General features: G+C 67.3%; 20 protein-coding genes and 1 pseudogene. 15 read left to right on the top strand and 6 right to left on the bottom strand.

The window, feature by feature from the left end:
• Nucleotides 1-3 precede the first annotated feature (3 nt).
• On the bottom strand, nucleotides 4-567 hold the full coding sequence (locus H1A17_RS05680) for a flavoprotein (protein WP_194821260.1): 564 nt from the start codon (nucleotides 565-567) through the stop codon (nucleotides 4-6).
• Entirely contained in the window at nucleotides 564-1,901 is a 1,338-nt protein-coding gene (locus H1A17_RS05675) for a hypothetical protein (protein WP_194821259.1), read from the bottom strand. The genes H1A17_RS05680 and H1A17_RS05675 overlap by 4 nt, the downstream gene beginning before the upstream one ends.
• Nucleotides 1,902-2,289: 388 nt before the next feature.
• On the opposite strand from H1A17_RS05675, the gene amcA (H1A17_RS35795) reads away from it, so the two are divergent.
• From amcA (H1A17_RS35795) to H1A17_RS05635, 9 genes and pseudogenes are all read left to right on the top strand, one after another.
• A complete protein-coding gene (amcA, locus tag H1A17_RS35795) occupies nucleotides 2,290-2,475 on the top strand; it encodes a multiple cyclophane-containing RiPP AmcA (RefSeq protein WP_375372790.1) in 186 nt (61 codons plus the stop codon).
• A 47-nt stretch (nucleotides 2,476-2,522) separates the two neighbouring features.
• Nucleotides 2,523-2,819: a hypothetical protein gene (locus H1A17_RS35500; protein WP_194821258.1), complete on the top strand. Its 297-nt coding sequence runs from the start codon at nucleotides 2,523-2,525 to the stop codon at nucleotides 2,817-2,819.
• A 2-nt stretch (nucleotides 2,820-2,821) separates the two neighbouring features.
• A pseudogene (gene amcB, locus H1A17_RS05665) lies at nucleotides 2,822-3,958 on the top strand (cyclophane-forming radical SAM peptide maturase AmcB).
• Nucleotides 3,955-4,140 carry a multiple cyclophane-containing RiPP AmcA gene (amcA, locus tag H1A17_RS05660; protein ID WP_194821257.1) on the top strand — a complete coding sequence of 62 codons (186 nt, stop codon included), beginning with the start codon at nucleotides 3,955-3,957 and terminating at the stop codon, nucleotides 4,138-4,140. The pseudogene amcB and the gene amcA (H1A17_RS05660) overlap by 4 nt, the downstream one beginning before the upstream one ends.
• Before the next feature lie 76 nt (nucleotides 4,141-4,216).
• Nucleotides 4,217-4,879 (top strand): pentapeptide repeat-containing protein, encoded by a 663-nt coding sequence (locus tag H1A17_RS05655; protein WP_194821256.1) that lies wholly within the window; start codon nucleotides 4,217-4,219, stop codon nucleotides 4,877-4,879.
• A 150-nt stretch (nucleotides 4,880-5,029) separates the two neighbouring features.
• A complete protein-coding gene (locus tag H1A17_RS05650) occupies nucleotides 5,030-5,584 on the top strand; it encodes a hypothetical protein (protein ID WP_194821255.1) in 555 nt (184 codons plus the stop codon).
• 26 nt (nucleotides 5,585-5,610) lie between these two features.
• Entirely contained in the window at nucleotides 5,611-6,261 is a 651-nt protein-coding gene (locus H1A17_RS05645) for a helix-turn-helix domain-containing protein (protein ID WP_194821254.1), read from the top strand.
• A 206-nt stretch (nucleotides 6,262-6,467) separates the two neighbouring features.
• Entirely contained in the window at nucleotides 6,468-7,823 is a 1,356-nt protein-coding gene (locus H1A17_RS05640; protein ID WP_194821253.1) for a transcriptional regulator, read from the top strand.
• 2 nt (nucleotides 7,824-7,825) lie between these two features.
• The gene (locus tag H1A17_RS05635) at nucleotides 7,826-8,533 is read left to right on the top strand and encodes an SDR family oxidoreductase (RefSeq protein ID WP_194821252.1); all 708 of its coding nucleotides are present in this window, start codon (nucleotides 7,826-7,828) and stop codon (nucleotides 8,531-8,533) included.
• Between the two features lie 211 nt (nucleotides 8,534-8,744).
• On the opposite strand, the gene H1A17_RS05630 is transcribed toward H1A17_RS05635, so the two are convergent.
• From H1A17_RS05630 to H1A17_RS05615, 4 genes are all read right to left on the bottom strand, one after another.
• Nucleotides 8,745-9,242: an NUDIX hydrolase gene (locus H1A17_RS05630; protein ID WP_309236710.1), complete on the bottom strand. Its 498-nt coding sequence runs from the start codon at nucleotides 9,240-9,242 to the stop codon at nucleotides 8,745-8,747.
• Nucleotides 9,243-10,208: 966 nt separating this feature from the next.
• The gene (locus tag H1A17_RS05625) at nucleotides 10,209-10,991 is read right to left on the bottom strand and encodes a hypothetical protein (RefSeq protein ID WP_194821251.1); all 783 of its coding nucleotides are present in this window, start codon (nucleotides 10,989-10,991) and stop codon (nucleotides 10,209-10,211) included.
• Complete coding sequence (locus H1A17_RS05620) at nucleotides 10,988-14,206, bottom strand: hypothetical protein (protein ID WP_228542997.1); 3,219 nt, start codon at nucleotides 14,204-14,206, stop codon at nucleotides 10,988-10,990. Before H1A17_RS05620 ends, H1A17_RS05625 begins: the two co-directional genes overlap by 4 nt.
• A gap of 252 nt (nucleotides 14,207-14,458) precedes the next feature.
• Nucleotides 14,459-15,322, bottom strand: a complete 864-nt coding sequence (locus H1A17_RS05615; RefSeq protein WP_194821250.1) for an IS5 family transposase — start codon at nucleotides 15,320-15,322, stop codon at nucleotides 14,459-14,461.
• A 1,171-nt stretch (nucleotides 15,323-16,493) separates the two neighbouring features.
• Here H1A17_RS05615 and H1A17_RS05610 point away from each other — a divergent pair.
• The 6 genes from H1A17_RS05610 to H1A17_RS05585 all read left to right on the top strand — a co-directional run bounded on the left by H1A17_RS05610 (nucleotide 16,494) and on the right by H1A17_RS05585 (nucleotide 22,100).
• Nucleotides 16,494-17,330 carry an IS5 family transposase gene (locus H1A17_RS05610; RefSeq protein WP_194821249.1) on the top strand — a complete coding sequence of 279 codons (837 nt, stop codon included), beginning with the start codon at nucleotides 16,494-16,496 and terminating at the stop codon, nucleotides 17,328-17,330.
• Nucleotides 17,327-17,734 (top strand): hypothetical protein, encoded by a 408-nt coding sequence (locus tag H1A17_RS05605; protein WP_074472926.1) that lies wholly within the window; start codon nucleotides 17,327-17,329, stop codon nucleotides 17,732-17,734. The genes H1A17_RS05610 and H1A17_RS05605 overlap by 4 nt, the downstream gene beginning before the upstream one ends.
• A 312-nt stretch (nucleotides 17,735-18,046) precedes the next feature.
• The gene (locus H1A17_RS05600) at nucleotides 18,047-18,934 is read left to right on the top strand and encodes a replication-relaxation family protein (protein ID WP_194821248.1); all 888 of its coding nucleotides are present in this window, start codon (nucleotides 18,047-18,049) and stop codon (nucleotides 18,932-18,934) included.
• 357 nt (nucleotides 18,935-19,291) lie between these two features.
• Nucleotides 19,292-20,215, top strand: a complete 924-nt coding sequence (locus H1A17_RS05595; protein ID WP_309236709.1) for a DUF2637 domain-containing protein — start codon at nucleotides 19,292-19,294, stop codon at nucleotides 20,213-20,215.
• Between the two features lie 77 nt (nucleotides 20,216-20,292).
• Nucleotides 20,293-20,628, top strand: coding sequence for a hypothetical protein (locus tag H1A17_RS05590; RefSeq protein WP_309236708.1), 336 nt, complete (start codon nucleotides 20,293-20,295; stop codon nucleotides 20,626-20,628).
• Nucleotides 20,625-22,100, top strand: a complete 1,476-nt coding sequence (locus tag H1A17_RS05585) for a site-specific integrase (RefSeq protein WP_194821246.1) — start codon at nucleotides 20,625-20,627, stop codon at nucleotides 22,098-22,100. Before H1A17_RS05590 ends, H1A17_RS05585 begins: the two co-directional genes overlap by 4 nt.
• Nucleotides 22,101-22,617 lie beyond the last annotated feature (517 nt).

Genomic DNA, 22,617 nt, shown 5'->3' with positions numbered 1-22,617 from the left:
TGCTTATTTCCGCGGCTGTTTCTCCTCAGCGAGTGCGGCGGCTGCGTGGAACGCCGTGGTCCAGGGGAATGCGAGCCGGCGGTCGTTGCCGGTGCCGGGTGGGTGTGGTTCCCAGTTGTGTTCGGGTCCGAGGAGGATGTGTATGCCTTCGTCGCGGAGGTTGGTCACGGCGCGGCGGTAGGGGTGTCGGGTGGCGAGGGCGGTGTTGACGAAGGGGACGATGACGGTGGGTATGTGTCGTCCGATGAGTTCGGCGATGGTGGTCATGGCGTAGTTGTCGGCGAGGCCGAGGGCGATCTTGTTGATCGAGTTGTAGGTCGCGGGTGCGATGACCAGTGCGTCGGCGGTGGGTAGCGAGCGGCGGACGCCCGGGGATGTCCGGTAGTCAGATCGCACGGGTGCGCCGGTCAGCTTTTCGATGGCTGGGATGTCGATGAAGTCCATCGCGTGGGGTGTGGCGGTGACCGCCGTGGTCCAGGACCGTTGGTGTGCGGTGTTGATCAGAGTGGTGACGTCGGGTGCGGGACCGGCGGCGCAGACGACGATCTGGAGATGGCGTCCGGTCACCGGGAGATCCCGGCGGTCTGGGTGAAGTCGACGACGGCGGCGCGTACCGGGCCGGTGGCGAGGTAGGCGAGGTCGTTGGCGAGGCGGTGGACCGCCGGGCGGCAGCGGATCTCTTCGGGTGCCACCTCGTACGCGGTGCGGAGGGCGTTGAGGCCCTGTTCGTGGCGTCCCCACTGGGTGTAGGCGCGGGCCACGTCGACGTAGAGGGCGGCTTTGCGTTCGGCGAGGGTCACCTTGCCGAGAGGGATGGTGCGGGCGATGGTGATGGCGGTACCGGCGTCGCCGAGGGTGAGGGCGATGTTCACTCGGTGCAGCAGGACGTTGGTGGCACCGAAGCCGGTCCACCGGTCGTTGCCGTCGTAGCCGAGTCGGGTCGCGGCGCGGGTCGCTTCGTCGAGCATGGTGTGTGCGGTGTCCCGGTCGTCGCGGCGGGCTGCGGCGACGGCACCGCGTAGGACGAGGGCGCCGTACACGGCGACCGCGTCGGTCGACGCGAGGCCCGTATCCCGGTCGAGTACGCCGGCGGCGTCTGCGGCGAGGGTCACGGCCTGCTCGTCGTGGTTGTTGCTCATCAGGGCGTGGGTCATGATCCGTGCGCTCGCGGCGACGGCCACCGGGTCCTGGCTCGTCGCGGCGGCGCGGGTGCTCCGCTCTGCGGCGACCAGGGCCATTGCACGGTCGCCCAGCTTGAGCAGGACGCTACCGACGACGTGGTAAAGCTCGGCGGCCAGGACGTCGACCTGCCGTTGCTGCGTGCCCTCCGCGCCCGCCCTGGCGGGTTCGAGAGCGGGTAACATCGTGCCGAGCCGGTCGAGGACCCGTTCGTATCGGCATGCCTGGTAGTCGCGTTTGACGGCGGCCACCTTGCCGGAGAGCTGCTGCACGGACAACACCGTGGCGGGCTGTTGCCGGGGCGAGACGAGCGCGTCGAGCACCGGCCCGACGCCGGGGGCAGCAGCGACGCTGACCGCAGCGCTGCGCAGGAAGTCTCGCCGTTGCACGTCACCATCCGAGTCCGGGCTGTGGTGGCTGTCCTCACCAGTATCGGCATCTGGGCCGGGGTGTGGTGGCGTGGTGCTCGCGGCTGCACCGTTGGTGCCCGTCGCCCGCAGGGCTGCGAAGCGTTCGCGGACCTCGGGTGTGGCTCGGGTCAGCACGGTGTCCAGCGCGGCCTGCATGTCGGCGCGGGGGATGACGTTGTCGCCCTGGCTGCTCCACTTGGCCACCGTCCGGCGGGCCGCGCCCAGGTGCTCGGCGAAGGCGGTGACGCTCATCCGCGCCGCCTGGCGTAGGGCGGTGGCGTCCCGGCCGGTCCAGGTCGTGATCGGAGTCATCGCACGTCCTCCCGACAGGGACCGTCTCCTGCCTGGTGATCGTAGCGGCACCTGGGGTTACCGCAGGTGCACCGGCGGTGCACCGACAGGACATTCCGTGCCTGCCCTGCCCCGGGCGAGGGTGGGTGTACCGGGCCGCCTTCCCAGGGCGCGCCGGTAGGTCAGCGGCAGTCTCAGAGCAGGGAGCTTCGGATGGATGTGCCGAGCGGTGACAGGCCGGAACGCGACCCGACGCCTCCGCAACTGCCGTCACCGGCCAGTCCGCCGGCAGCGCTGGTGACTCCTCGGTCGCGTACCACCAGAAGGCGGGTGGCGGTCACCTCGCTGCCGAGCCGCGGGCCGGCAGCGGTGGGTCCACCGGGCCCTGGTGGACCCACTGCTGCGAAGGATGCGTCGTGACGGGGGAGCGGGCATGACCCTGTACGCCTCCCGTTACGCGAACGGTCAGCAGGAGCGGCCCGGCCCACCGGCGTCGACAGAGCCCGTGCCGGCGGGGACCGCGGGCCCGCCGCTGTTGACCCATGTGTGGCGTCGATTCTTCGCGCAGCGGACCCGAGGGGAGATCCGCCGGTGAGCGTCGACCAAAGCCCTCCGGCGACTGCGGCGGGCCGTCGCAGCCCGATGGGTCATGAGCATGTGCCGTCGCGTCCGCACTGGGGCTGCCGCGCCTGCGGCCATCCATGGCCCTGCGACGGGGCCAGGAGCGCGCTCCTGACGGAGTACGCGGGCAACCGGATCGGCCTGTTCCTCTATCTGGCCGGATGTCTGCACGAGGCCATCGACGACCTGAGCCAGCCGGACGCCAGCGGGACGAGCAACTGCGAGGACCTGTTCGACCGCTTCGTCGACTGGGCCAGGCGACGCGCCACCTCTGCCGGGGCGACGACCGGCGCACCAGTGTCTTCGAGGGAGGCGTGATGGTGAGCGGCATCGGTGTGATCACCGCTGTAGGGCGGTCGGCGATCGCGGAGGTGTTTCACACCCTGGTGGTGCAGCCGACGAGCTTCTGCAACCTCGACTGCTCCTACTGCTACCTGCCTGACCGTCGGTCCCGCCGCCTCATGACCGTGGAGGTGGCGCGGGCCTGCGCCACCTCGATCGAGCAGCAGGGCAGCGAGCATCCCGTCAGCGTCGTCTGGCACGGAGGCGAGCCCACCGCCACGCCGATCGGCCACTTCCGGAACCTGCTCACCGCCTTCGAGCCGCTTCGGCGGACGGGGCGGGTGCGTCACGAGATCCAGACCAACGCCACCCTGGTCGACCAGCGGTGGTGTGACCTGTTCACCGCTTACCGATTCGAGATCGGTGTCAGCGTGGACGGCCCTGGCACCCTGAACCGCAACCGGGTCGACCGCGCCGGTAGGCAGACGGTCGATCGGACGATGCGCGGCGTTCAGATGCTCGCTGACGCGGGTCTGGAGTACTCGGTGATCTGTGTTGTCACTCCGGAGACCATCGACCACGCCGACGACCTCGTCGACTTCTTCACCGACCTGCCTGGGTGCCAGTCTGTGGGCTTCAACATCGAGGAGCAGGAAGGCGCAGCCCGGCTGCCCGTGTCGGAGGGCTCCGCGTACCGATTCTGGCAGCGGCTCGTGCAACGCCGAACCGCCGGTAGCGGGCTGCGTATCCGTGACCTGGACCGGCTGGCCGATTACCTCACCGCCGCCCGCGCCGGACACGTTGACCACACACCCCATGAACCGATTCCCACGGTGTCCTGGGACGGCCAGGTCGTGCTCCTGTCACCGGAACTGCTCGGCATCACCGATTCCGAGTACGGGGACTTCATTGCCGGCAACGTGGTCGAGGAACCGATCACCGCGATGATCGGCCGGGCCGGCGGTCTGCGTTACGTGACCGAGTTCGTCACCGCGCTCAACGACTGCGCCGACCGGTGCGGGTTCTACGACTTCTGCCGTGGCGGATAGGCCGGCAACCGCTACTTCGAACACGGCACCTTCACCGTCCGCGAGACCAACTTCTGCCGCACCACCCGACAGGCCCTCGTCCGCGCCACCGCGGACCACCTCACCCCGACCGGAGGACCAGCATGACCGCCGCCCTCGCCGCACTCGTCAACGCTCCGCCGCACCACCTCGACCGTCTCGGTGTCGCACCGTCCCAGGCGGTAGCGTCGATCGACGCCGCGAAGTTCGACAACCGACCCACCTGGGACAACCGTGGCAAATTCGACAGCCGTCCGGGCTGGGACAACTGGGACAAGAAGAAGCGCTGACAGCGAACTCCCGACACTCGGGTGGTGCGGCGGCCGGCCCGTCTCGCACCGCCCTCGGAATCAGGTAAAGGACCACATGCGGACCACCACAGTCGGCGAGCTGCGGATACTGCTCCCGGAGTTGGACCCTGACGATCTCGACCCCATCAGCGACCCGACCGACGACCTCAGCGACGCCACCATCGAGAACGTCTCCTGGCGTGGCGGCACCCTCGACGGCGTCACTATCCGTGGTAGCCGGCTCGTCGGCGTCGATGTGAGTGAGAGTGGCTGGGAGGGCGGGTCCCTCTTCGGCTGCGAGATCACCCGTGCCGACTTCTCCGGCACCACCATGTCCGGCGTCAGCATGGAGCGCTGCGCCGTCACGGGTTCCCGGTTCACCGGCACCCGGCTGACTGATGTCCGGTTGAAGGACGTGCTGTTCGAGGGATGCCGCTTCGACTACGCGTCCCTCACCCGTGTCACCGCAGCCGGAGCCGTGGCCTTCGTGGACTGCCTTCTCACCGACGCCGCCTGGTCGTCCTGCCGCCTACCCAACATCGTCCTGCGGTCCTGCCAACTGGCCCGCCTGGAACTCGACTCCTGCCACCTCCATGGCGCTGACCTGCGAGGCAACGGCCTGCACGACCTGAAGACCGGTCTCGGCAATCTGCACGGGGTCACCCTCGACGAGGACCAGCTACCCGACCTCACCCACCTGGCCGTTCAGGATCTCCACCTGACCGTGCGCAAGCGGTGACATTGCCGGTTCTCATGCCCTGCCGGTCGCCCGCTGCACAGCACACGAACACATCGGGAGAACAACGTCGTGGCCTATCACCCAGGGCCGAACAACCTGCTTCGCGCGGCTCGGCTGGCGCTGCCGTCTCCGTCCGGTTCGGGGCGTCCGATGTCCCGGCAGGAGTTGGCCGACGCGGTCAACGCCCACACCCACGCGCACGCGGGGTGCCGCAGCGTCGTTGACGCCCGCTACATCGGCAAGCTCGAACGAGGGGAGCACCGGTGGCCGTTCGAGCCGTACCGCACGGCGTTGCGGGAAGTCCTCGGTATGACGACCAACGCTGATCTCGGCTTCTTCATCATCCAGGGACACGCCCAGGATCCTGAAGCGAGCCCGGAGAAACCAGGACCAGAAGCTAACTGGACCTCACCCCCCGGTGTCGACCCGGGCCGCCCGGTTTCGGTAGTGATCGCGGCTGGTCCGGTCATCATGCCCCGAGCGGCGGCGGTGCGGGTGACCGTGAACGTCCACGCCGAGACTGTCACGGCGCTGGTCCGTCACGACGACGCGACCGGCGCTGTCGCGGTCCTCGCGGGACCCGTCGAAGTGATGATCGAACCGTCGGATGTCGGGCGGGACCGCCTCGCGGCTCGCCCGAGTGTGCCCTCGACTACGACAAGCCTCTGCCAGGTGTCCCGGCTTTCGGAGCGGCGGCACCGATGACGAATGTGCGGGTTTCGCAGCCGGCCATGGATGGCCGGAGTTCGTCGGCTCTGCGCTTTCCGGGGCTGATCAGTCAGCAGCAGGTGGCCGAGGCGCGCAGGGACCTCGGCCGGCGGTTGGCCGCGTGGCGTGCCGAGCAAGGGCTGACGCAGATGCAGCTCGCCAAGAACATCTGCTACTCCCGCAGCTCGGTCGCCAACGCCGAGATCGGCCGGGACACCAGCGTCCGCCGGTTCTGGCAGGACGCCGACCGGGCGGTCGACGCACAAGGGGCGCTGCTCGCGGCGTTCGACCAGATGGCCGCACTGGTACGGGACTTCAACACCCAGCGGGCGCAGGCGCGGGACGAGGAACGCCACCGACGCGCCGGCCGGACCGCCACCCGGACCACTCACGCGGCGACGGCTGACTGCGGGTGCGGGACGGTGGTCGTCGGCCGGTGGACCGGACACGAGACCCGCGCGCTCCGCGAGGCGCTCCGGATGACCGTCCACGACTTCGCCCGCCACCTCGGGGTGGCGCCTGAGACGGCCTCCGGCTGGGAACAGCACCACACGCGCACACCACCACCGACGATGGCCACACAAGCCGCCCTGGACGAGACGCTCATGATCGCCGACAGCAACGTCAAAGCCCGGTTCCTGCTGATCCTCGACACCCCGAACCACCACGCGTAAGCCAGCCGGAAAAGCGGTGAAGGCTGCGCGGCACGACCGCCACGCCGCGTGAGACGGCAAAGCTTCCCCACCGCGCCCGGTCGGCGGCATGAGTAAAGCGAGATCCAGGCAGCTGAATACGGCTTTCGCTCACGTTCGATACGGCCGCGACCACGCCGTGACCAAAGAGCTGCAGGTCGCAGTCCTTGGGCATTGAGGAGGCAGCGATGGCGTCGCAGCTACCGGCATCCGATCGGGATCGGCTCATTCACCCGCTCAGCGTCGTGCGCGCTGCACGAGGGTGGACATACCAGGACGTGGTCAGTGCGATCGCGAAGCACAGCCGGAATATGGCCGCCCGGCGAGAGAAGGCGTGGCGGTGGGAGCACTGGGGAGTGGTCCCCGATCTCGAAAGTCAGCTCGCTCTCGCCGCGGTGCTCGACATTCCGCAGGAGCGCGTACGGGAGGCGCCATGGCCGCAGTGGCTTCCCGCCGGTGACCCGATCCCGACCTCCTTCGGATGGACCCAGTCGGGCGGACTGCAGGCACTCGTCAACGCATTGGAGTACGCACACGTGGACCGCCGTGCCTTCATGAAGATCACAGGCGTGCCCCTGGCCGGCATCGCCGAAGCGTGGCTGACCATCGAACCCCGAGAACTCGTTGCCGTCCTGCGAGGCGGCCAGGTGACCGCTGACCTGGTAGAACGGATGGAAGAGGGTCTTCCGCGACTACGCTTCCTGGAGGCGACCCGAGGCGGTGAGCAAGCCCGGGCCCTCATCCACGCCGAACTCGGCATGGTGGTGGATGTCCTCGACCGATCCGCCTACACGGCTGTGGTAGGTCAGCGACTGTACGCCTTGGCGGCAGAACTCGGCAGGATGGCCGGCTGGGCGTCGTTCGACGCTGGCCTGCACGCAGCGGCGCAGCGTTACTGGCTCGCCGCACTACACGCCGCACACGCCGCCGCCGACCGATTGCTGGGAGCCAACATCCTCAAATCGATGAGCCTGCAGTGCTACGACTTCGGCCGCCCCCGAGAGGCACTGGAGTTGGCGCGTAGCGCCCACGAGGGTGCCAGAGGGGTGACCCCACGCGCCGCCGCGATGCTGGCGCTACGGGAGGCCAGGGCTCACGCGGCGATCGGCGACAGCACGGCATGCGAACGCCTCCTCAAACAGGCCGACGTCGAGTTCGATCGCATAACATCGACCGACCCGGAGCCCGCCTATCTTGGGTACTTCGACGAATCCGAATTCAACGCCCAGGTCGGGACCTGCTACCTGGATCTGGGCCGATCGAAAGAAGCCGACAGGTACTTCAGCCGTACGCTCCGGTTGGTTCCAGCCACCAAGGTGCGCGACCGGGCCACGTACGTGATTCGCCGTGCGTCGGCGCAGACGCAACTCGGAGACGCCGACCACGCGGCATCGCTCGTCGCGGAGGCGATACCACTGATCCGTGAGGCCCCATCAGAACGGAACATGCGCCGCGTCGTTCGAGCACGGCAACGGCTCCCGTTCACCAAAGCCGACCCGCGCGCTCGCGCCCTCGATGACCAGCTCGCCACCCTGGGGGTCTGACCATGGCTGACGACATCAAGGTCGCCGTAGTGACCGGCGCCAACCGTGGACTCGGCGCAGCCATCGCCCGCAACCTGGCCGAGCAAGGCCTGCACGTGGTGCTCGCTGGCCGAAACGAGTACTCCGTCGACCACGTGGTGTCCGACCTGACGAGAGACGGACTATCCGCCAGTGCACACCAACTCGACGTCAACGACCCGGCCAGCGTGGCGCGTGCCTTCGCCGACACCGCAAAGCGCCACGGCCGGCTGGACGTCCTGGTGAACAACGCCGGCATCGCCATCGACCGCGGCCAGACAGCGGCGAGCCCCGACTTCGAGCGGGTCCGCAGCGCCCTGGACACCAACCTCCTGGGCGCGTGGCGCTGCTGCGCCGCCGCCGTACCGGAGATGAAGAAGAACGGCTACGGCCGCATCGTCAACATCAGCAGCCACCTCGCCTCACTCGCCACCATGAGCGACACCAACGTCTCCTACCGCGTGTCCAAGGCGGCCCTGAACGCGCTGACCCGGGTCCTCGCGGCCGAACTCGCCGGCACCGGCATCCTGGTCAACGCATGCTCACCGGGACGCATGAACACCAGGATGGCGTACGGCGAGACCGACCGAACGCCGAAGGAAGGCGCCGAAACACCCGTGTGGCTCGCCACCCTGCCACCCGACGGGCCGACCGGCGGCCTCTTCGCCGACGGCAAGCCAATCGACTGGTAGAAGACACCTGTGACGCATCGGCTGCTGCCGCCGCGCTGCCTACTCCAGTCGGCCGCTCAAGACGTTCGGTGAGTGAGTCGAGGTGGAACAGGCAGCATTTGCTGATCGCTGTGTTGTCGAGATCGTCTCCCCAGCGGGGCTCGGCGGCCTTCGGGAGTTTCGCTGTGTCCGACCTGCCACGAGCGCCGCGTCCACGGCTCAACCCGGCCGACTACCTGGTTGAGACGGTGACTCCATCTTCGAGGTAGACGCCGCCATGCCCGATCGCGGCGACGGCTGCGGCAACCCGTCGAGCCAGTCGTGGGATCAACACCTCGTCCAGGCGTTCCGGCTCGACGAAGTCGAACCGGTCGAGTTCGTCCGGGCACAGTCGTATCGCCGTGATCTGGTCCGCTGTCAGTACGCCTCCGTCGAAGACGAACATGAGTCCGCCGTCCCAGGGTGGGTTCGCCGGTACCCAGTCGACGCAGAGCAGCGTTCCCGTGGGCACGGGAAGACCCAGTTCCTCCTGGATCTCGCGTACACAAGCATCCGCCGGGGACTCGTCCGGCTCCACCATTCCGCCGGGAATCTCCCACACGTCCTTGTAGGTCGGGTGGACCACCAGCACCCGGCCGACCTGGTCCCGGAGGATCACGCCGGCGGCAGCGCGGACCCGCGTCACGCTGGCGATGTAGGAGAGGTCGGGTTCGGTCTGTGTCTCGGCCACGCGACAGACCCTACGGGCTCGCCGCTGGCGAATGGCGCGTTACCAAAGGAGGGATGTCCAAACCGCAGCGACTGGGCCCGCTCTTGATACGGGTCTGCTGCGCCTATCGGTGCAGCAGACCCAACCACCACGCGTAAGCCTGCCGGACAAGCGGTGAAGGCTGCACGGCACGAGCGCCACGCCGCGTGATACGGCAAGGCTTCCCCACCGGGCCCGATCGGCGGCACGAGAGCGCGATACCTCCAGAGGTTCGTCTTGTTCGCACTTGCGGGCATGCTGGTTCAGTGTTTGCCAATGACGTAGTCGCAGCCCTTGCAAAGTGGTCGCCGTGGCTACCCTTCCACGATGCTGCTGTCTCGGCGCCGCGTCTCCCGGGCGTGTACCTCGCTCGGCAAGGGGCAGCAGGCGATCTCGTCTACGTGGGCATGGCCGGCGAGCGTCGTGGCCAAGGACTTCGAGGACGGCTTACGGTGTACCACCGTGGGAAGGCAGCGGTCAGTGGGCTGGGGGAAGCCGTCCTGGATCGGGCCCTTGCCGATGTCACATTCGTGCAGGAGCATCTTGAGCAACTCGTCGGCGGCCAGCCCAAGCGCGCGGCGGCTTGGGCGCAAGATGCCTTGCGCTGGGCTGACCTGCATATCAGATGGGCTGTGACGGAGGACCGGCAAGCTGCAGTGACACTCGAGCGAGCAGTCCTGGACGCGTCGGCCGCGTCACCGCTTTGGAACCGAGCACGATAGCGATTCCTTATTGGGGCATCTGAAGCCTGCCCCGAGCGGACAGCGGCATGAGAGTGCACCTTGCGGCCACCCGGGTCTACGTCAAAGCCTTGGAGCTCGCCGATCGCGAACCGGGTGCCGGCCCTGACCGTGCAGGCTGAGCAGGACATCGTCACCCGGCTGCCTCGCGCCCGACATGCTATCCACTGTGCCGACCCGTTCGTTCCGGACGGGCACCCGTCCGTCGTCAGGAACTCCCGACCTGCCAAGCCTCCTCGACTCGCTGAAGGAACGCCTCGCCAGTGAGGTCAGTCGCCGCGCAGACCGAGTAAGCCACGAGCAGCGCCGCGCGAGCCTTACGCTTACCCAGAAGGCCTAGCCTGTCGAGAACCTGGTGATACGGCACCGGCAAGGTGAGATCCTCAGCTGCAGTGATCTCCTGCGCACAGAACTGCTCGACGGCTGCCCGCACGTCGACTCCCGGCGTCAGGCGCCGTTGGCGGTGGCTGATGTTGTGCAGCAGCTTCTGTCGATAGCCATAACCGAAGCGGGCGTCCATATCCCGGCATACCGCCTCGAAGATGGCGTCCGGCTCGACCGAAGCATTGTCCCTCCATCTCTTCGTCAGCTTCGCATCGCGCCGAACAAGCAGACTAATCCGATCCAGGTCGGACAGAGCTTTCGCCGACTCACCCAAGAATGCCTCCGCGGCAGCCTCCCAGGACCGGCCGCGGGCCCACTTCGCGTAGAAGGCCTTCGCCCGCCGGTTGTCGTCGTGTTGTTTCGCCGTCCGCAGCTGGTAGACGGTGTTATCGAAGCGCGCGACGCTCGGCGACTCCTCGATTGAACGAAGAAATGCTACGTCGGCACGGATGCTTTCGCGGAAGAGCTTGTAGTACTGCGTTACCAGCGCGTCGAAAGCGGCTTCGGTACCCGGTCGGGGTTCCGGATCTGCGGGCGTCTCGTAGCTCAGGTCCACACCCGTGCAGATCAGCTTATTGAGGGCGAGTGCGGCGAGTGGATCGGTCATTTTGGCCGCGTCTCGCGGTACAAGGTGCGGGGCTCGGCGACTGGTCCACGCGTGAGCTTGAATCCGATCATGAAAGCGGGTAGTGGCTGATGCCTGACGAACTGTTGAGAGGCCGAGAACAGGCGGGGCTCGAAATATACCCTCGTGCTCAATTCGTCGACCCAGACCTCACCACTCTGCTCATCCGCCCTCTCGACCCTGCCGGTGAAGATCCTCGGGTCGCCAGACTCGTCGGCAAGCAGTACCAGGGTATGGATCCGCCGTGGCAACTGCCTGGTCATTTGCTCGGCCTCTCGGAACGTGCGTTTGGCCTCGGAGTAGTTGCCGGAGACGAAGAGAGCCAGCGCCTTGACGAAGGTGATCTTGTAGCTCTCGGGAAGCTCGGTGTCGCTGAGGTCGGTGACGAGATGGAGCAGGGTGTCCAGATCCGCCTGCGAGAAGTGGACTGGTATGCGACCGCCCCGGAGCAGCCGTTTTCCAGTGATCTTCTTCCAGGTGAGCTCCAGGAGTAACTGGGCACAACGCCAATCCCGCCGGGTCGCCAGCGGTGCTCTTTGCAGACGAGCGAGCGCGTTGGCTTCGCCCACCGACCCCGAGTCGGCTTCGAATTTGGCCAGAAAGTAGGTCGCGGCGGGGTCAGCATTCTGTTCCAGGCTACGGATGTTCGCCCACAACGCGTCGTCATCGGCCATCAGCCTGTTGAGCTCGGCGCCGCGGCGGTCGAGGTTCGCTCGCTGTGCCTCGCTCAACGGCACCCGGTCGACCGAGTCCAGCATGGCGACGGCATTAGTAAGGCGCTCTAGCCGTTCGTGGGAAGAGAGTGACTCAGTCTTAATCGCATCCTGGGTCGACCATGCCAGAACATCGATGGGGTAGGGGTTCCCCGGATCGATGGCGTGTGCCTGGAGCACCGCGCGGAGGATATCATCGAGCTGGCTGATGATACCGGCCGTGGCGGCAGCCTCGGGCTGCTTGGAGATCTCATGGATGATTGCACCCAGCGTCGAGGCCAGTTCGACCGTCAGCGTCAGGCGCATCATCCCCTTGACGCTGCTGTCGGCGAGCACCTCCTCAAGTAGGTCGCGGTTGTACTCAAGCTCGGCGATCCGCTCCTCCGAGGTTCCGTCGCCCCGCTCCTGCCGCCAGTGGACGAAGCCGCGCACGAAGAGGGATTCCTGCAGCACCAGACGGGGGTGAAGGCGTCCGGTTTCCGCCCGCCGATCGGCGAGTGCCTCAGATATTTCACCGTAGTGTGGCTTGTACCTGTTGTCATGCAACTTCGGGCTGAGCCGTTCGAGGAGTGAGACCACGAACGCGACCTCGTCTGCCCCGGCGGTGTAGCCCTCGTTCACCCGGAGCTGCCGGATTACCTCGGTGATGATCTCGATCTCCACTTCGAGGGAGATCTCATGCTGAGCCAGGAGTTCCGCCTCCAGGTGAGAGCGGACTGTTAACAGATACTCGCCGTTGTCATCCTCAATATCGCGGATAATGTCGAATGAGTTCAATACTTCCAGTATGTTCCGCGCACCCTCGCGACCGAGGATGCGCAGGACCAGATCGATCGGGACGGGCACGCCGTGCCGGGTAGCCACCAGCACCAGGGCTGTCACCTGCTGGATCGAACGGCGCTCGCCGAAGGTCTGCTCAATAAGCGGCTTCTCGTCTGCCGCCGGACCGGGAAGCATATTGCCGAGGGCGAACCCCGCGGCGTGAAACGCCGCCGCCATGGCGGTCAAGCGTTCACCCTGGCTAGCCTGCCTGCCCCGTTCCCGGACCAGCTTCTCCATCCCCTTCTCGGCGGCCCGCATCTCCCGTGCGAGGCCGCTGGTGAGGTTGAAGTGGGAGTCAGGCAGGGCGTGGTAGAGAAACGCCAGGAAGCTGGTGTCCAAGGCGGCCTTGGGTGCACGAACCTCGATGCCGAAGGACTTCAACGAGGCTAGGAGCTGCTTCAACTCGTTCTCAGTCAGTTCCGCCGGGGCGTTAACGGACAGAGAGCTGCTGTTTCGTGCGGCGTATCCCGAGCCGACGATAAGCACTTTACGGCCCCGGCTGCGCAGCTGCCGCAGGAGTGCCGCGTACTCGTCCGGGTCGACCATCCCGTCCCACACCAGGACGGTCGCCTTCGCACCGTGCTTCTCAGCCCAGGTCGCGTACATGTCGATGTCGTCGAGCGACGGCCGTACGGTGCGTCGGGACTGGTGCAGCACCGCCCACTCACCACTGCGGGCCAGCTCCACAGCAAGCGCGGCCAAGGCAACGCTCTTTCCGGTCGCCGTCTGTCCCAGCAGGACGAGTGGCGCGAGAAGATCTGGCTCCTTGAGCGCCTCCGCTACCTTCTCTGCGAGGTCCGACTCGAAATCGCGGCGGATGTTCATGCCTGCGGCGATGCCCCGCCACTGCGGCGAACCCTCGGTGGCACCGGCGAACCTGCGGAACTCCTGGTACCGCGCCGCCTCGGAGCTGAGGACGGGTGGCGTCAGCAATTCGAGGTCGACGGGGCGGGCGGAGCGCCGGATCTGGTTCCACGTGTGGATGTCGATCTCGACGAAACCGTCGCCGATTGCGATGACGTGCTGGGAACCACGAGCTGGCCCAACTGGGCTGCCGACGGTGAGCGCGCCTGTTTCGGCGAGCCGGCTAATGGCGTCGTCCAGCGACTCGGAGTGCAAGACGAGTTGGCCGGCGCTGACCAGGCTTGAGACGAAGGGGTCTCCGACCCAGGGTCGTCCCGTGAAGAGGTGCACCTGACCAGGGCCGAGAGCGCGCAAAGCCGGCACCAGGTCGGTGACCGCGAGGTCATCGCCCGGCGCCCAGCCCTCGATCACGACGGTGCCTCGCGGCGTGACGGTCTCCGTCACCAGACGCATAAGCTCTTGGACGCATCGCATCCGGGCATCCGCTATCTGTAGCGGGTTGATCGGAGGCCGCTCGGACTCCGGAAGGTCCTGCCCACCGAGCAGAAAGCGGACCTCAAGTTGGGTTTGACTGCGAGAGGGCGTGGACGACATCGCGCCGAGCGGCATGACCGTACGCCACGCGGTGCGGAACTGCGCTGGTACCGCGGGATCGGTCCGCGTCGTGTAGATCCCGCTCCAGCGGTACTCCACAGCGGGGCTCTCATTAAGGGATGCCGACCGGCCGAGCAGGAGGAACGCTGGCCCGTTGGCGAGCCGAGCAGCAAACCCCTGCAGCGCGGGCATCGACTTCGGCATCGCTCTCCTCGGCAGGCATCAGCGGCAAGCACGGTCACTCAAGCTCAGATCGTTCCAGGCGGAATGGTCAAAGTGAACCGGACAGTCGTCTTCGAGTCCAAGTTCCGTAGACGTACGTCCCGTCATCGGTATGAGAGGGCCTAGGCCTGGCCATCGTCTGCTCGTGGATTTCGTCGTCTCGGGGTGGGTGTCGGGTTGATAGTGCCAGATCGGGCCGACGTCGAAGACCTGTCGGCTGAGAGGACGTCTGATTCACGTATTTTGTGTGTGTTGTGGTTGTGGGGGTTCTCGCCAGGTTGGGGTGGTTTCGGTGGTGAGGCGTTTGGCGAGGTTGTCGATCATGGCGAGGGTGATCATGCTGGCGGAGTTGTGGGGTTGGGTTTCGTAGTCGCGGACGAGTCGGCGGTGGTGCATGAGCCAGCCGATGGTGCGTTCGACGACCCATCGGCGTTTGACGACGCTGAAGCCCTTGATCTGTGGGTCTTTGGTGACGATCTCGACGTCGACGCCGAGGTGTGCGCCGTGTTCGATGACACGGTTTTTGAAGCCGGCGTCGACCCAGGTCTTGGTCAGGGTGGGGTAGGTGGTGGTGGCCTGGTCGAGCAGGTCCATGCCGATGGTGTTGTCGCTGGTACTGGCGGCGCAGACGGTGACGGCGAGGAGCAGGCCGAGGGTGTCGGTGATGATGCCGCGTTTGCGTCCGACGATCTTCTTGCCGGCGTCGGTGCCCTGTGTGGACAGTGGGACGTTGGTGGAGGTCTTGACGCTTTGGCTGTCCATGATGGATGCGGTCGGTTCGACGGTGCGGCCGTGGTGGTCACGGACGAGGCCGGTGAGCTGGTAGTTGAGTTCGGTGAAGATGCCTTCCTTGCTCCAGGCGGCGAAGTAGCCGTAGACCGTGGCGTGGGGTGGGAAGTCGTGGGGCAGGTAGCGCCAGGCGATGCCGGTGCGGTTGACGTAGAGGATGGCGTTGACGATGTCGCGGAGGTCGTGGGTGGGTGTGCGTCCGCTGGCCCCGGCGTCGGTGCGGGCCTGTCGCCATGCGGTCAGCCGGGGTGCGATCAGGGCCCACCGGGCGTCGGACAGGTCGGACGGGTAGGGGCGTCGTGCGGTCATGCAGTAGGCGTACGGTGTCGGGGCGACGGCTGGGCGGACGCCATGTCCGCCTATGCGGGGATGAATGTGAACCAGACACGATCCCGGGGTGGAATGCACTGAAGTCGGGCAGGTCGGCGCCCGCTGTTATGCGCTCTTACTGGGCTGGTTCGGACATATCACGCTACCGATGTCCAAACATGAATCGGCCACTACTGCCCCGAACGCGAAACAAACGTCCAGTGAGCGCGCCTTCGACTTGTAGGTGGGGGTGCTATCGGGGCGGGTCTCGTCTGCCAGTCCGCCCGTGCTGTCGCTGGTCCGGCATGCGGTTTCGGCAACTGAGAAGCGGCGGCGTGGCTCTGGCCGGGTCTGCCGGCAAGAGCTCGTCTCAAAATATGAGACATCTGATCCGGTTGGTCAAGATTTTTCTGCCTGTTTCGGGCGGGATTCCGTGCTACTGGGTGCCAGTGCGGGTTAACGGGTGCCATTGCGTCCGGCTGGGTCCGGGAGCGTGGCGTTTGGCTGCTGGTGATGCTGGTTGACAGGGTGTTGCTGGCGGAGGCGTACTGGTATGCACGTGACCGCGTGGTGGTCTGTCCGTCGGGTTCGATCGGCCGGTCTGGTGACGCTTCTTTAAGAGCGCTGCCGGTCGTTCGGGGCTTGGGGTGGGCGGGCCGTCGATGGTTCTGGGTGTCAGGGGGTTCGCGATGAAGGATCTTTCTCCGGCTGTGTGAGCCGACGCTCCATCGGGCCGTTGCGATGCTGCGGCCGCCAGGGCATCTGCGTCAGGCCGAGACGAGCCCGTTGTCGGTGTGGCTGCTTGCCGCCCTGCTCCGCCGATACCTGCTACCGCTGTTCTCGCTGCCGCGACCGTCCTTGTGGTGGTCGTGTCGGTCGTTGCTGTCCTCATCCGCCCCCGGGTCGGGTTGGTGCGCCGGTCGGTGTGTTCGTTGACAACTTCACAGCGCGTCTTTCCGTAGCCCACCGCGCTCGCCTGTGGCTGCGTACCCCTGCGGCGTCGTGACTGCCGTCGCCCGTCTCAGAGGGCGGTCCGCAGTAGCTTGGTCTGATCTATGTGTTGAGTCCGGTTGGTGGCCTTCCGGCGGGTTCGCTATGGATAGCGGCAGGTCGATGGGTTGAACGTGAGTTCTGGTCGTGACCGTCGGGCGGATGGGGCGTTAGCCCGGTCATGGGTGATCGAAAGCGGTATCCCAGTGATGTCACCGACGAGCAGTGGGAGCTGATCGGACCGTTTCTGCAGGCGTGGAAGGCCAAGCGGGTCGCGGTGTCGGTGTCGGGCCGTGAGGGTGACTACGAGCTGCGGGAGATCGTGAACGCGATCTTCTACCAGAACCGGACCGGTTGTCAGTGGGCGTACCTGCCGCACGACCTGCCGCCGAAGTCGGCCACCTACTACTACTTCGCCCTGTGGCGTGACGACGGCACCGACCAGGTGATCCACGATCTGCTGCGCTGCCAGGCCCGGGAGAAGGTCGGCCGTGCCGAGGATCCGAGCGCGGTGGTGTTGGACACCCAGTCGATCCGGGCGGCGAACCACGTCCCGGCGGCCACGACCGGCAAGGACGCCGGAAAGAAGGTGTCGGGGCGTAAGCGGGGCCTGGCCGTGGACGCGTTGGGGCTGGTCATCGCGGTCGTGGTGACCGCGGCGTCGGTCAGCGACAACGCCATCGGCATCCGGCTGCTCGACAAGGTCGTCGCACACACCCCGACGGTGACCCGCGCCTTCGTCGACGCCGGGTTCAAACAGGACCTCGCCCTGCACGGTGCCGTGGCGGGCATCGACATCGAGGTCGTCAAACGCTCCGACACCCGCTCGGGGTTCGTGCCGATCCGCAGGCGGTGGATCGTCGAGCAGACCTACGGCACTCTGATGCTGCACCGCCGACTCGTGCGCGAGTACGAGAGCCGACCCGAGTCCTCGACGTCACGAACACTGTGGGCGTCGACGGCGATCATCGTGCGCCGACTGACCGGGACCAGCACATCGTCCTGGCGGCACCGGTGAACCTTCCCACGGTTCTCGACCTGATCGCCGGACGCGAGGCCACCACACGCCACACCGCCGACCGGCTCCGCGAGCAGATCACCGCGCTCACCGCCGAACTCGCCCACACCGAGCGTGAACTGGCCGATCTGGCGACCACCCGCACCACCCTACGAGGGCTCGCCGCAGCCGAGTTCACCGCCGACGACCCGACGATAGCCAGCGGCCCCTACCAGCAGATCCTGCACGTCCTCACCACCGAGCCCGCCGGCATGCGCGCCAAGGGCATCTGCCTCGCACTCGGCGTCGAACCTCTACCGAAACACGTCGAGAGCACCCGCGCGAAACTGAAACGCATGGTCAACCGCCACGTCCTCACCGAAGACGAACCCGGCGTATTCACCCTCGCCCCGAAACGGACGTAATCCTCCGAACCGTCCTCTCATCTTTATCGATCAAGGAGTTGTTGTGTTCGTCGCCCATCTCGTCTCTGTGCGTTCCGGTTTGGTGCCGGTGGCGGTGGCGGATTCCGTTTCGGCGCCCGTTGCGGGGTCCGGGTTGGCGTCGGTGTTGAGGTCAGTCTTCAACCGGACGCCGGAACGGACCCCCTGCTCCGTCTCACACCGCAGGTCAGGCCGGCTGTCAGCGCTGTTGGCTTGTCCTGCGACAGACCCTGCGTGGTCTCGGGTCTCTCCCCCTGGGGCTGGCATTCCCTACAGGATGGGAGGTGGTGGCTGGTGGATGATCCGGTCCTTCGGGTCCAGTCCCAGCTGACGGCCCGTGATCGTGTGCTGCTGGGCTGGCTCTACGACCACGGTGTGTTGACGTCGTTCCAGGTCGCGCATGCCTTGTTTCCGTCTCTGGATTTCTGTCAGCGGCGGTTGCGGATCTTGTATCGGTTGCGGTTGGTGGCGCGGTTCCGTCCGCAGCGCGCTGACGGCGGCTCGTACCCGTACCACTACGTCATCGATCAGCTCGGCGCGGAGGTCGTCGCCGCGGGCCGTGATGAGCGTCCGCCTCGGCGTGATCATGCCCGGGTGGAGCGGCGCCGTTGGACGTCCAGCCGCACCCTGGAGCACCGCCTCGGGGTGAACGGCTTCTTCACCGACCTCGCCGGCTACACCCGCACCCATCCTGAGGCCCGGCTGGGGGAGTGGTTGTCGGAGGCGGCGTGCCGGCGGTCGGGGGTGTTCACCCGGCCGGAGGACCCGGCTCTGGTGCGCGCCTACCAGCCCCGGGTACGCCCAGACGGCTACGGCCTGTGGGTGGTGCGGGGTGATCGGGTGCCGTTCTTCGTGGAGTACGACACCGGTGGTGAGCCGTTGTCGGTGTTGATCGGGAAGCTGGTCGGTTACCGGGAGTGGTTCGCCGCGATGGGGCGGGCGTGGCCGGTGTTGTTCTGGCTGCACTCCGCCGCCCGGGAACGCAACCTGCGCCGGATGTGGGCCGAGACGCCGCCGCTGGTGCCGGTGGCTACCGGTGCCCGCGACCACGCCACCACGGCGGGCCTGTGCCCCGCCGAGGCGGTATGGGCGGTGGCCGGCGGCGGCGGACAACGGTCGACGCTGGCTGACCTGTCGGTCTGGGTTCTCGACGACCGTGACCCGACCGGGGAGGCGGCATGACCGACGACACCTCCCCGGACCCCTTTATCGAGTGGCCGGCGTGCGAGACGACAGCCACAGGGTCGTTCTGTCACTGGTCTGTCAGCGTCTCACCGGAGGCTGCTGACAGACCGGTGACAGCACCGGACAGCCCTGACAGCGAGCGGACGGAGGTATCGTCGCGGCCTCCGCGTGGCCGGTCCGCGGACCGGCCACGGACCGAGCCATCCACGCCCCTGGTCCGGCGGGACCGGCTCGCCCGTCCGCTGGACCGGTCCGCACACACGGGTGGACCGGGCGTGCTGGTGGTCCGGTCCGGGGAGGTGGTCGGCCACGAGCTCACCCCGTGACTCGGACGCTAGTCCGGGACGGAGCCCGGTGGAGGGTTTCGTTCAGGTCGTGATCATGTTGGCGATTGGTGGGGCGGCGGGTGCGGCCAGCTTCACTCACGTCCACAACGTGGCTGCTGCTCATGGTCAACGGGGGTGGTTGGCGTGGGCGGACGCGATCGTGTTGGAGCTGATGTCCATCGCGTCCGGCCTGGAACTGCGCCGCCGTAAGCGGGCCCAGGTGTCGGTGGTGTTCCCGGCGGCGGTGTTGGCCTGCGCGGTGGCCTTGTCGCTCGCGGCGCAGGTCGTGGAGGCCGAGCCGTCACCGATCGGCTGGGCCGCCGCGGCCGTGCCAGCGCTTGGGTTCCTGGTCATGGTCAAGATCGCCCTCGGCTACACCAACACCCCACCCGAACCCACACCAGCCGGAACGCACCCGTCCACCGCCCGACCAGCGGACCAGCCCATCGCCAGCGCAAGCCAGCTTCCGGCGGACCGCGCCGACGCCCAGCCCACCCTGCCGACCACGGACCGGCGTCTGCCCGCGCGGACCGTCCACGACACCAGCAACGACCACCCACACACCGGACCGGACCACCCCCGGACCGACAGCCCGGTCCGCCGGCACCGGCCGTCGCGGCGCGGACCGTCCACCCACCCCACCGACACCGACGTCCTGCTCCTGGTCGCCAGACGCGCCCAGGAGGACTTCGCCGCCGAAGGCCAGCCGCTCACCCGTGCCGCCCTGGCCACCGCGCTGCGCGCTACCGGTCACACCGTGTCCAACACCCGCGCGTCCCAGCTACTGAAGATCCTCAAAGCCGACCATGCCCCACCAGCCCCACCCATCGACCAGCAGACTCCCGAATCCGCCGACCGCAGCACCCCGTCGACAGCACCGGAACCCGCCACGCCTACCACCTCGCGTACCTCTGCACCGCTTCCACCGCAGTCAGGAGACCCCGCCCCATGAACGCCCACACCACCCCAGACCCCCACACCACCCCAGACCCCCACACCCAACCGGTCGGCCCCCACACGCCTACCAACGTGCCGTGGACCGCCGAGCAGATCCGCGCGCTCGGCACCGCCACCACCCTGCCCACCGCCGCGGCGGTACTCGGTATCAGCCGGTCCCAGGCCTACCGGCTCGCCGCCACCGACACCTTCCCCACACCACTGATCCGCGCAGGCACCCGCATCATCGTCCCCGTCACCGGCCTCCTCCGACTCCTCCTCCTCGACCAGCCTGCCCCGGGTCCCGACGGCGGCCGGGGACTTGATCCGGTTGTGGTGTCGAGCGTGGATGCAACGACCCCGCCACCAGCGGACTACACCCACCACCGCTGGCGGCACCACGTCGAGCACCCCGGAGACGACCAGTGAAAGGCTCCATCTTCAAACGCTGCGGCTGCCGCGACACCACCACCACCGGCCGCCGCCTGGGACGCTCCTGCCCTGACCTGCGCCGCCCCGGCGGCGGATGGTCCCGCAACCACGGCCAATGGCACTGGCAGATCGAAATCCCCGCCCGTGCCAACGGCACCCGCCGCACACTGCGCCACGGCCCCTACCCCACCCAAACCGACGCCGACACCATCCTCGACCGCATCCGCGCCGCCCTCGCCGTCCCCGACCCCACCGACCCCCACGCCACGACCAAAACCGGCGACCTCATCGAAACCGCCGTCAAGACCGGCGCACCCGTCCCCACCCCCGACCAGGTCCGCCGCACCCTGCACCTCGACATCACCCCCACCGAACTCCCCACCATGGCCGACTACCTCACCGACTGGCTCGCCGGACGGAAGAACATCAAGAAGGGCACCCTGCGCTCCTACGAAGGACACATCCGCCTCTACCTCATCCCGCACCTCGGACACCTGCGCATCGACCGGCTCCGCCCCGGCCACATCGACGCCATGTACGAAGCCATCACCGAACGCAACACCACCATCACCACCCTGCGCGCCAGCCGCGACCCCGCCAAACGCGACCAGGTCAAGAACCAGCGGATCGTCGGACCGAGGACGATGCACGTCATCCACGCCACCCTCCGCAAGGCCCTCAACGACGCGATGCGCCGCCACCGCTACCTCGACACCAACCCCGCCCTCCTGATCGAGCTACCCCGCGCCCGAGCACCCAAGCCCACCGTGTGGACCGACCAACGCGTCCGCACTTGGCGCGACACCGGCAAAACCCCGAGCCCGGTCATGATCTGGACCCCCGAACACACTGGACGATTCCTCGACCACACCCACGACGCGAACGACCGCCTCTACGCCCTCTACCACCTCATCACCTTCACCGGCCTTCGCCGAGGCGAAGCATGCGGACTGCACTGGGACGACCTCGACCTCGACGCCAAAACCCTCACCGTCCGCTGGCAACTCGTCCAACAGGGCTGGGCCACCACCATCGACACCCCCAAAACCACCGACAGCGAAGCCACCATCGCCCTCGACACCGAAACCATCACCGTCCTCCGCACCCACCGCGCCCAACAGAACCGCGAACGCCTTGCCGCCGGAGCAGCCTGGACCAAGACCGGTCTCGTCTTCACCACCCCCACCGGCGAAAGGCTCCACCCCGCCGACGTCACCGACCACTTCCACCACCTCGCCACCCAAGCCGGACTACCACCCATCCGACTCCACGACCTCCGCCACGGCGCCGCCACCATGGGCCTCGCCGCCGGCGTCCACATGAAAGTCATCTCCAACCGACTCCGCCACTCCAGCCCACACTTCACCGCCACCTTCTACGGCGCCGTCCTCCCCGAACTCTCACACGCCGCCGCCGAAGCAACAGCCGCCGTCGTTCCACGACGCGGAGGCACCGCAACGCCGGCCTAGTTCGCCGGCTGACCGCCCTGACACTGCGTGGGGCCAGCTGACGATGTTCCCGGCTGGCCCCACGCAGTGTCAGCGCCTTGACCTCGATGAGAGGAGGCCGTAGATCACCCAAACCCGTCACCGATGGCTGCGCGGACCCCTGTGGCCGGTAGGTCGGCCGCCCTGCTTGTGCAGAGGCAGATACTGCTTTACGTTGGCATTCGGAGCCGGCTCAGGCTGCGCGACTGGTCAAGCAAATCTGCGGCCAGTTGACGCGCTTCTGCGCGTGGCATCCGCTTCTGGCGGCGTATCACCTTGGTCAGGCGCTGGATCACGACGCCTTCCCATCGGTCCCGGAAATCGTCGTCGGGCGTCTCGATGAGGATCTTCGGTCGGTGTAGGTCCTGCTTTAGTGAGCGTTTCGCATGTCTGTCAGTCGGGTGTGTTGAGAGTGCGGCGTTGTTGGCGGGTGGCGGGTCCGCCTCGGGTGAGGCGGGCGAGCATGCCAGCGATCGCGGCCCAGCGGATGATGGCTTCC

Source organism: Micromonospora sp. S-DT3-3-22 (genome assembly GCF_015354745.1).
Taxonomy (GTDB): Bacteria; Actinomycetota; Actinomycetes; order Mycobacteriales; family Micromonosporaceae; genus Micromonospora; species Micromonospora wenchangensis.
This window is presented reverse-complemented; position numbering and strand designations above follow the sequence as displayed.

Bases quoted from the DNA above. Each gene is read 5' to 3' on its own strand.
- H1A17_RS05655 (WP_194821256.1), top strand. From the start codon at position 4,217: ATGCGGACCACCACAGTCGGCGAGCTGCGGATACTGCTCCCGGAGTTG.
- amcA (WP_375372790.1), top strand. From the start codon at position 2,290: ATGCGTCGTGACGGGGGAGCGGGCATGACCCTGTACGCCTCCCGTTAC.
- H1A17_RS05615 (WP_194821250.1), bottom strand. From the start codon at position 15,322: ATGACCGCACGACGCCCCTACCCGTCCGACCTGTCCGACGCCCGGTGG.
- H1A17_RS05610 (WP_194821249.1), top strand. From the start codon at position 16,494: ATGGGTGATCGAAAGCGGTATCCCAGTGATGTCACCGACGAGCAGTGG.
- H1A17_RS05675 (WP_194821259.1), bottom strand. From the start codon at position 1,901: ATGACTCCGATCACGACCTGGACCGGCCGGGACGCCACCGCCCTACGC.
- H1A17_RS05635 (WP_194821252.1), top strand. From the start codon at position 7,826: ATGGCTGACGACATCAAGGTCGCCGTAGTGACCGGCGCCAACCGTGGA.
- H1A17_RS05625 (WP_194821251.1), bottom strand. From the start codon at position 10,991: ATGACCGATCCACTCGCCGCACTCGCCCTCAATAAGCTGATCTGCACG.
- H1A17_RS05645 (WP_194821254.1), top strand. From the start codon at position 5,611: ATGGATGGCCGGAGTTCGTCGGCTCTGCGCTTTCCGGGGCTGATCAGT.
- H1A17_RS05620 (WP_228542997.1), bottom strand. From the start codon at position 14,206: ATGCCGAAGTCGATGCCCGCGCTGCAGGGGTTTGCTGCTCGGCTCGCC.
- H1A17_RS05650 (WP_194821255.1), top strand. From the start codon at position 5,030: ATGTCCCGGCAGGAGTTGGCCGACGCGGTCAACGCCCACACCCACGCG.
- H1A17_RS05640 (WP_194821253.1), top strand. From the start codon at position 6,468: ATGGCGTCGCAGCTACCGGCATCCGATCGGGATCGGCTCATTCACCCG.
- H1A17_RS35500 (WP_194821258.1), top strand. From the start codon at position 2,523: ATGGGTCATGAGCATGTGCCGTCGCGTCCGCACTGGGGCTGCCGCGCC.
- amcA (WP_194821257.1), top strand. From the start codon at position 3,955: ATGACCGCCGCCCTCGCCGCACTCGTCAACGCTCCGCCGCACCACCTC.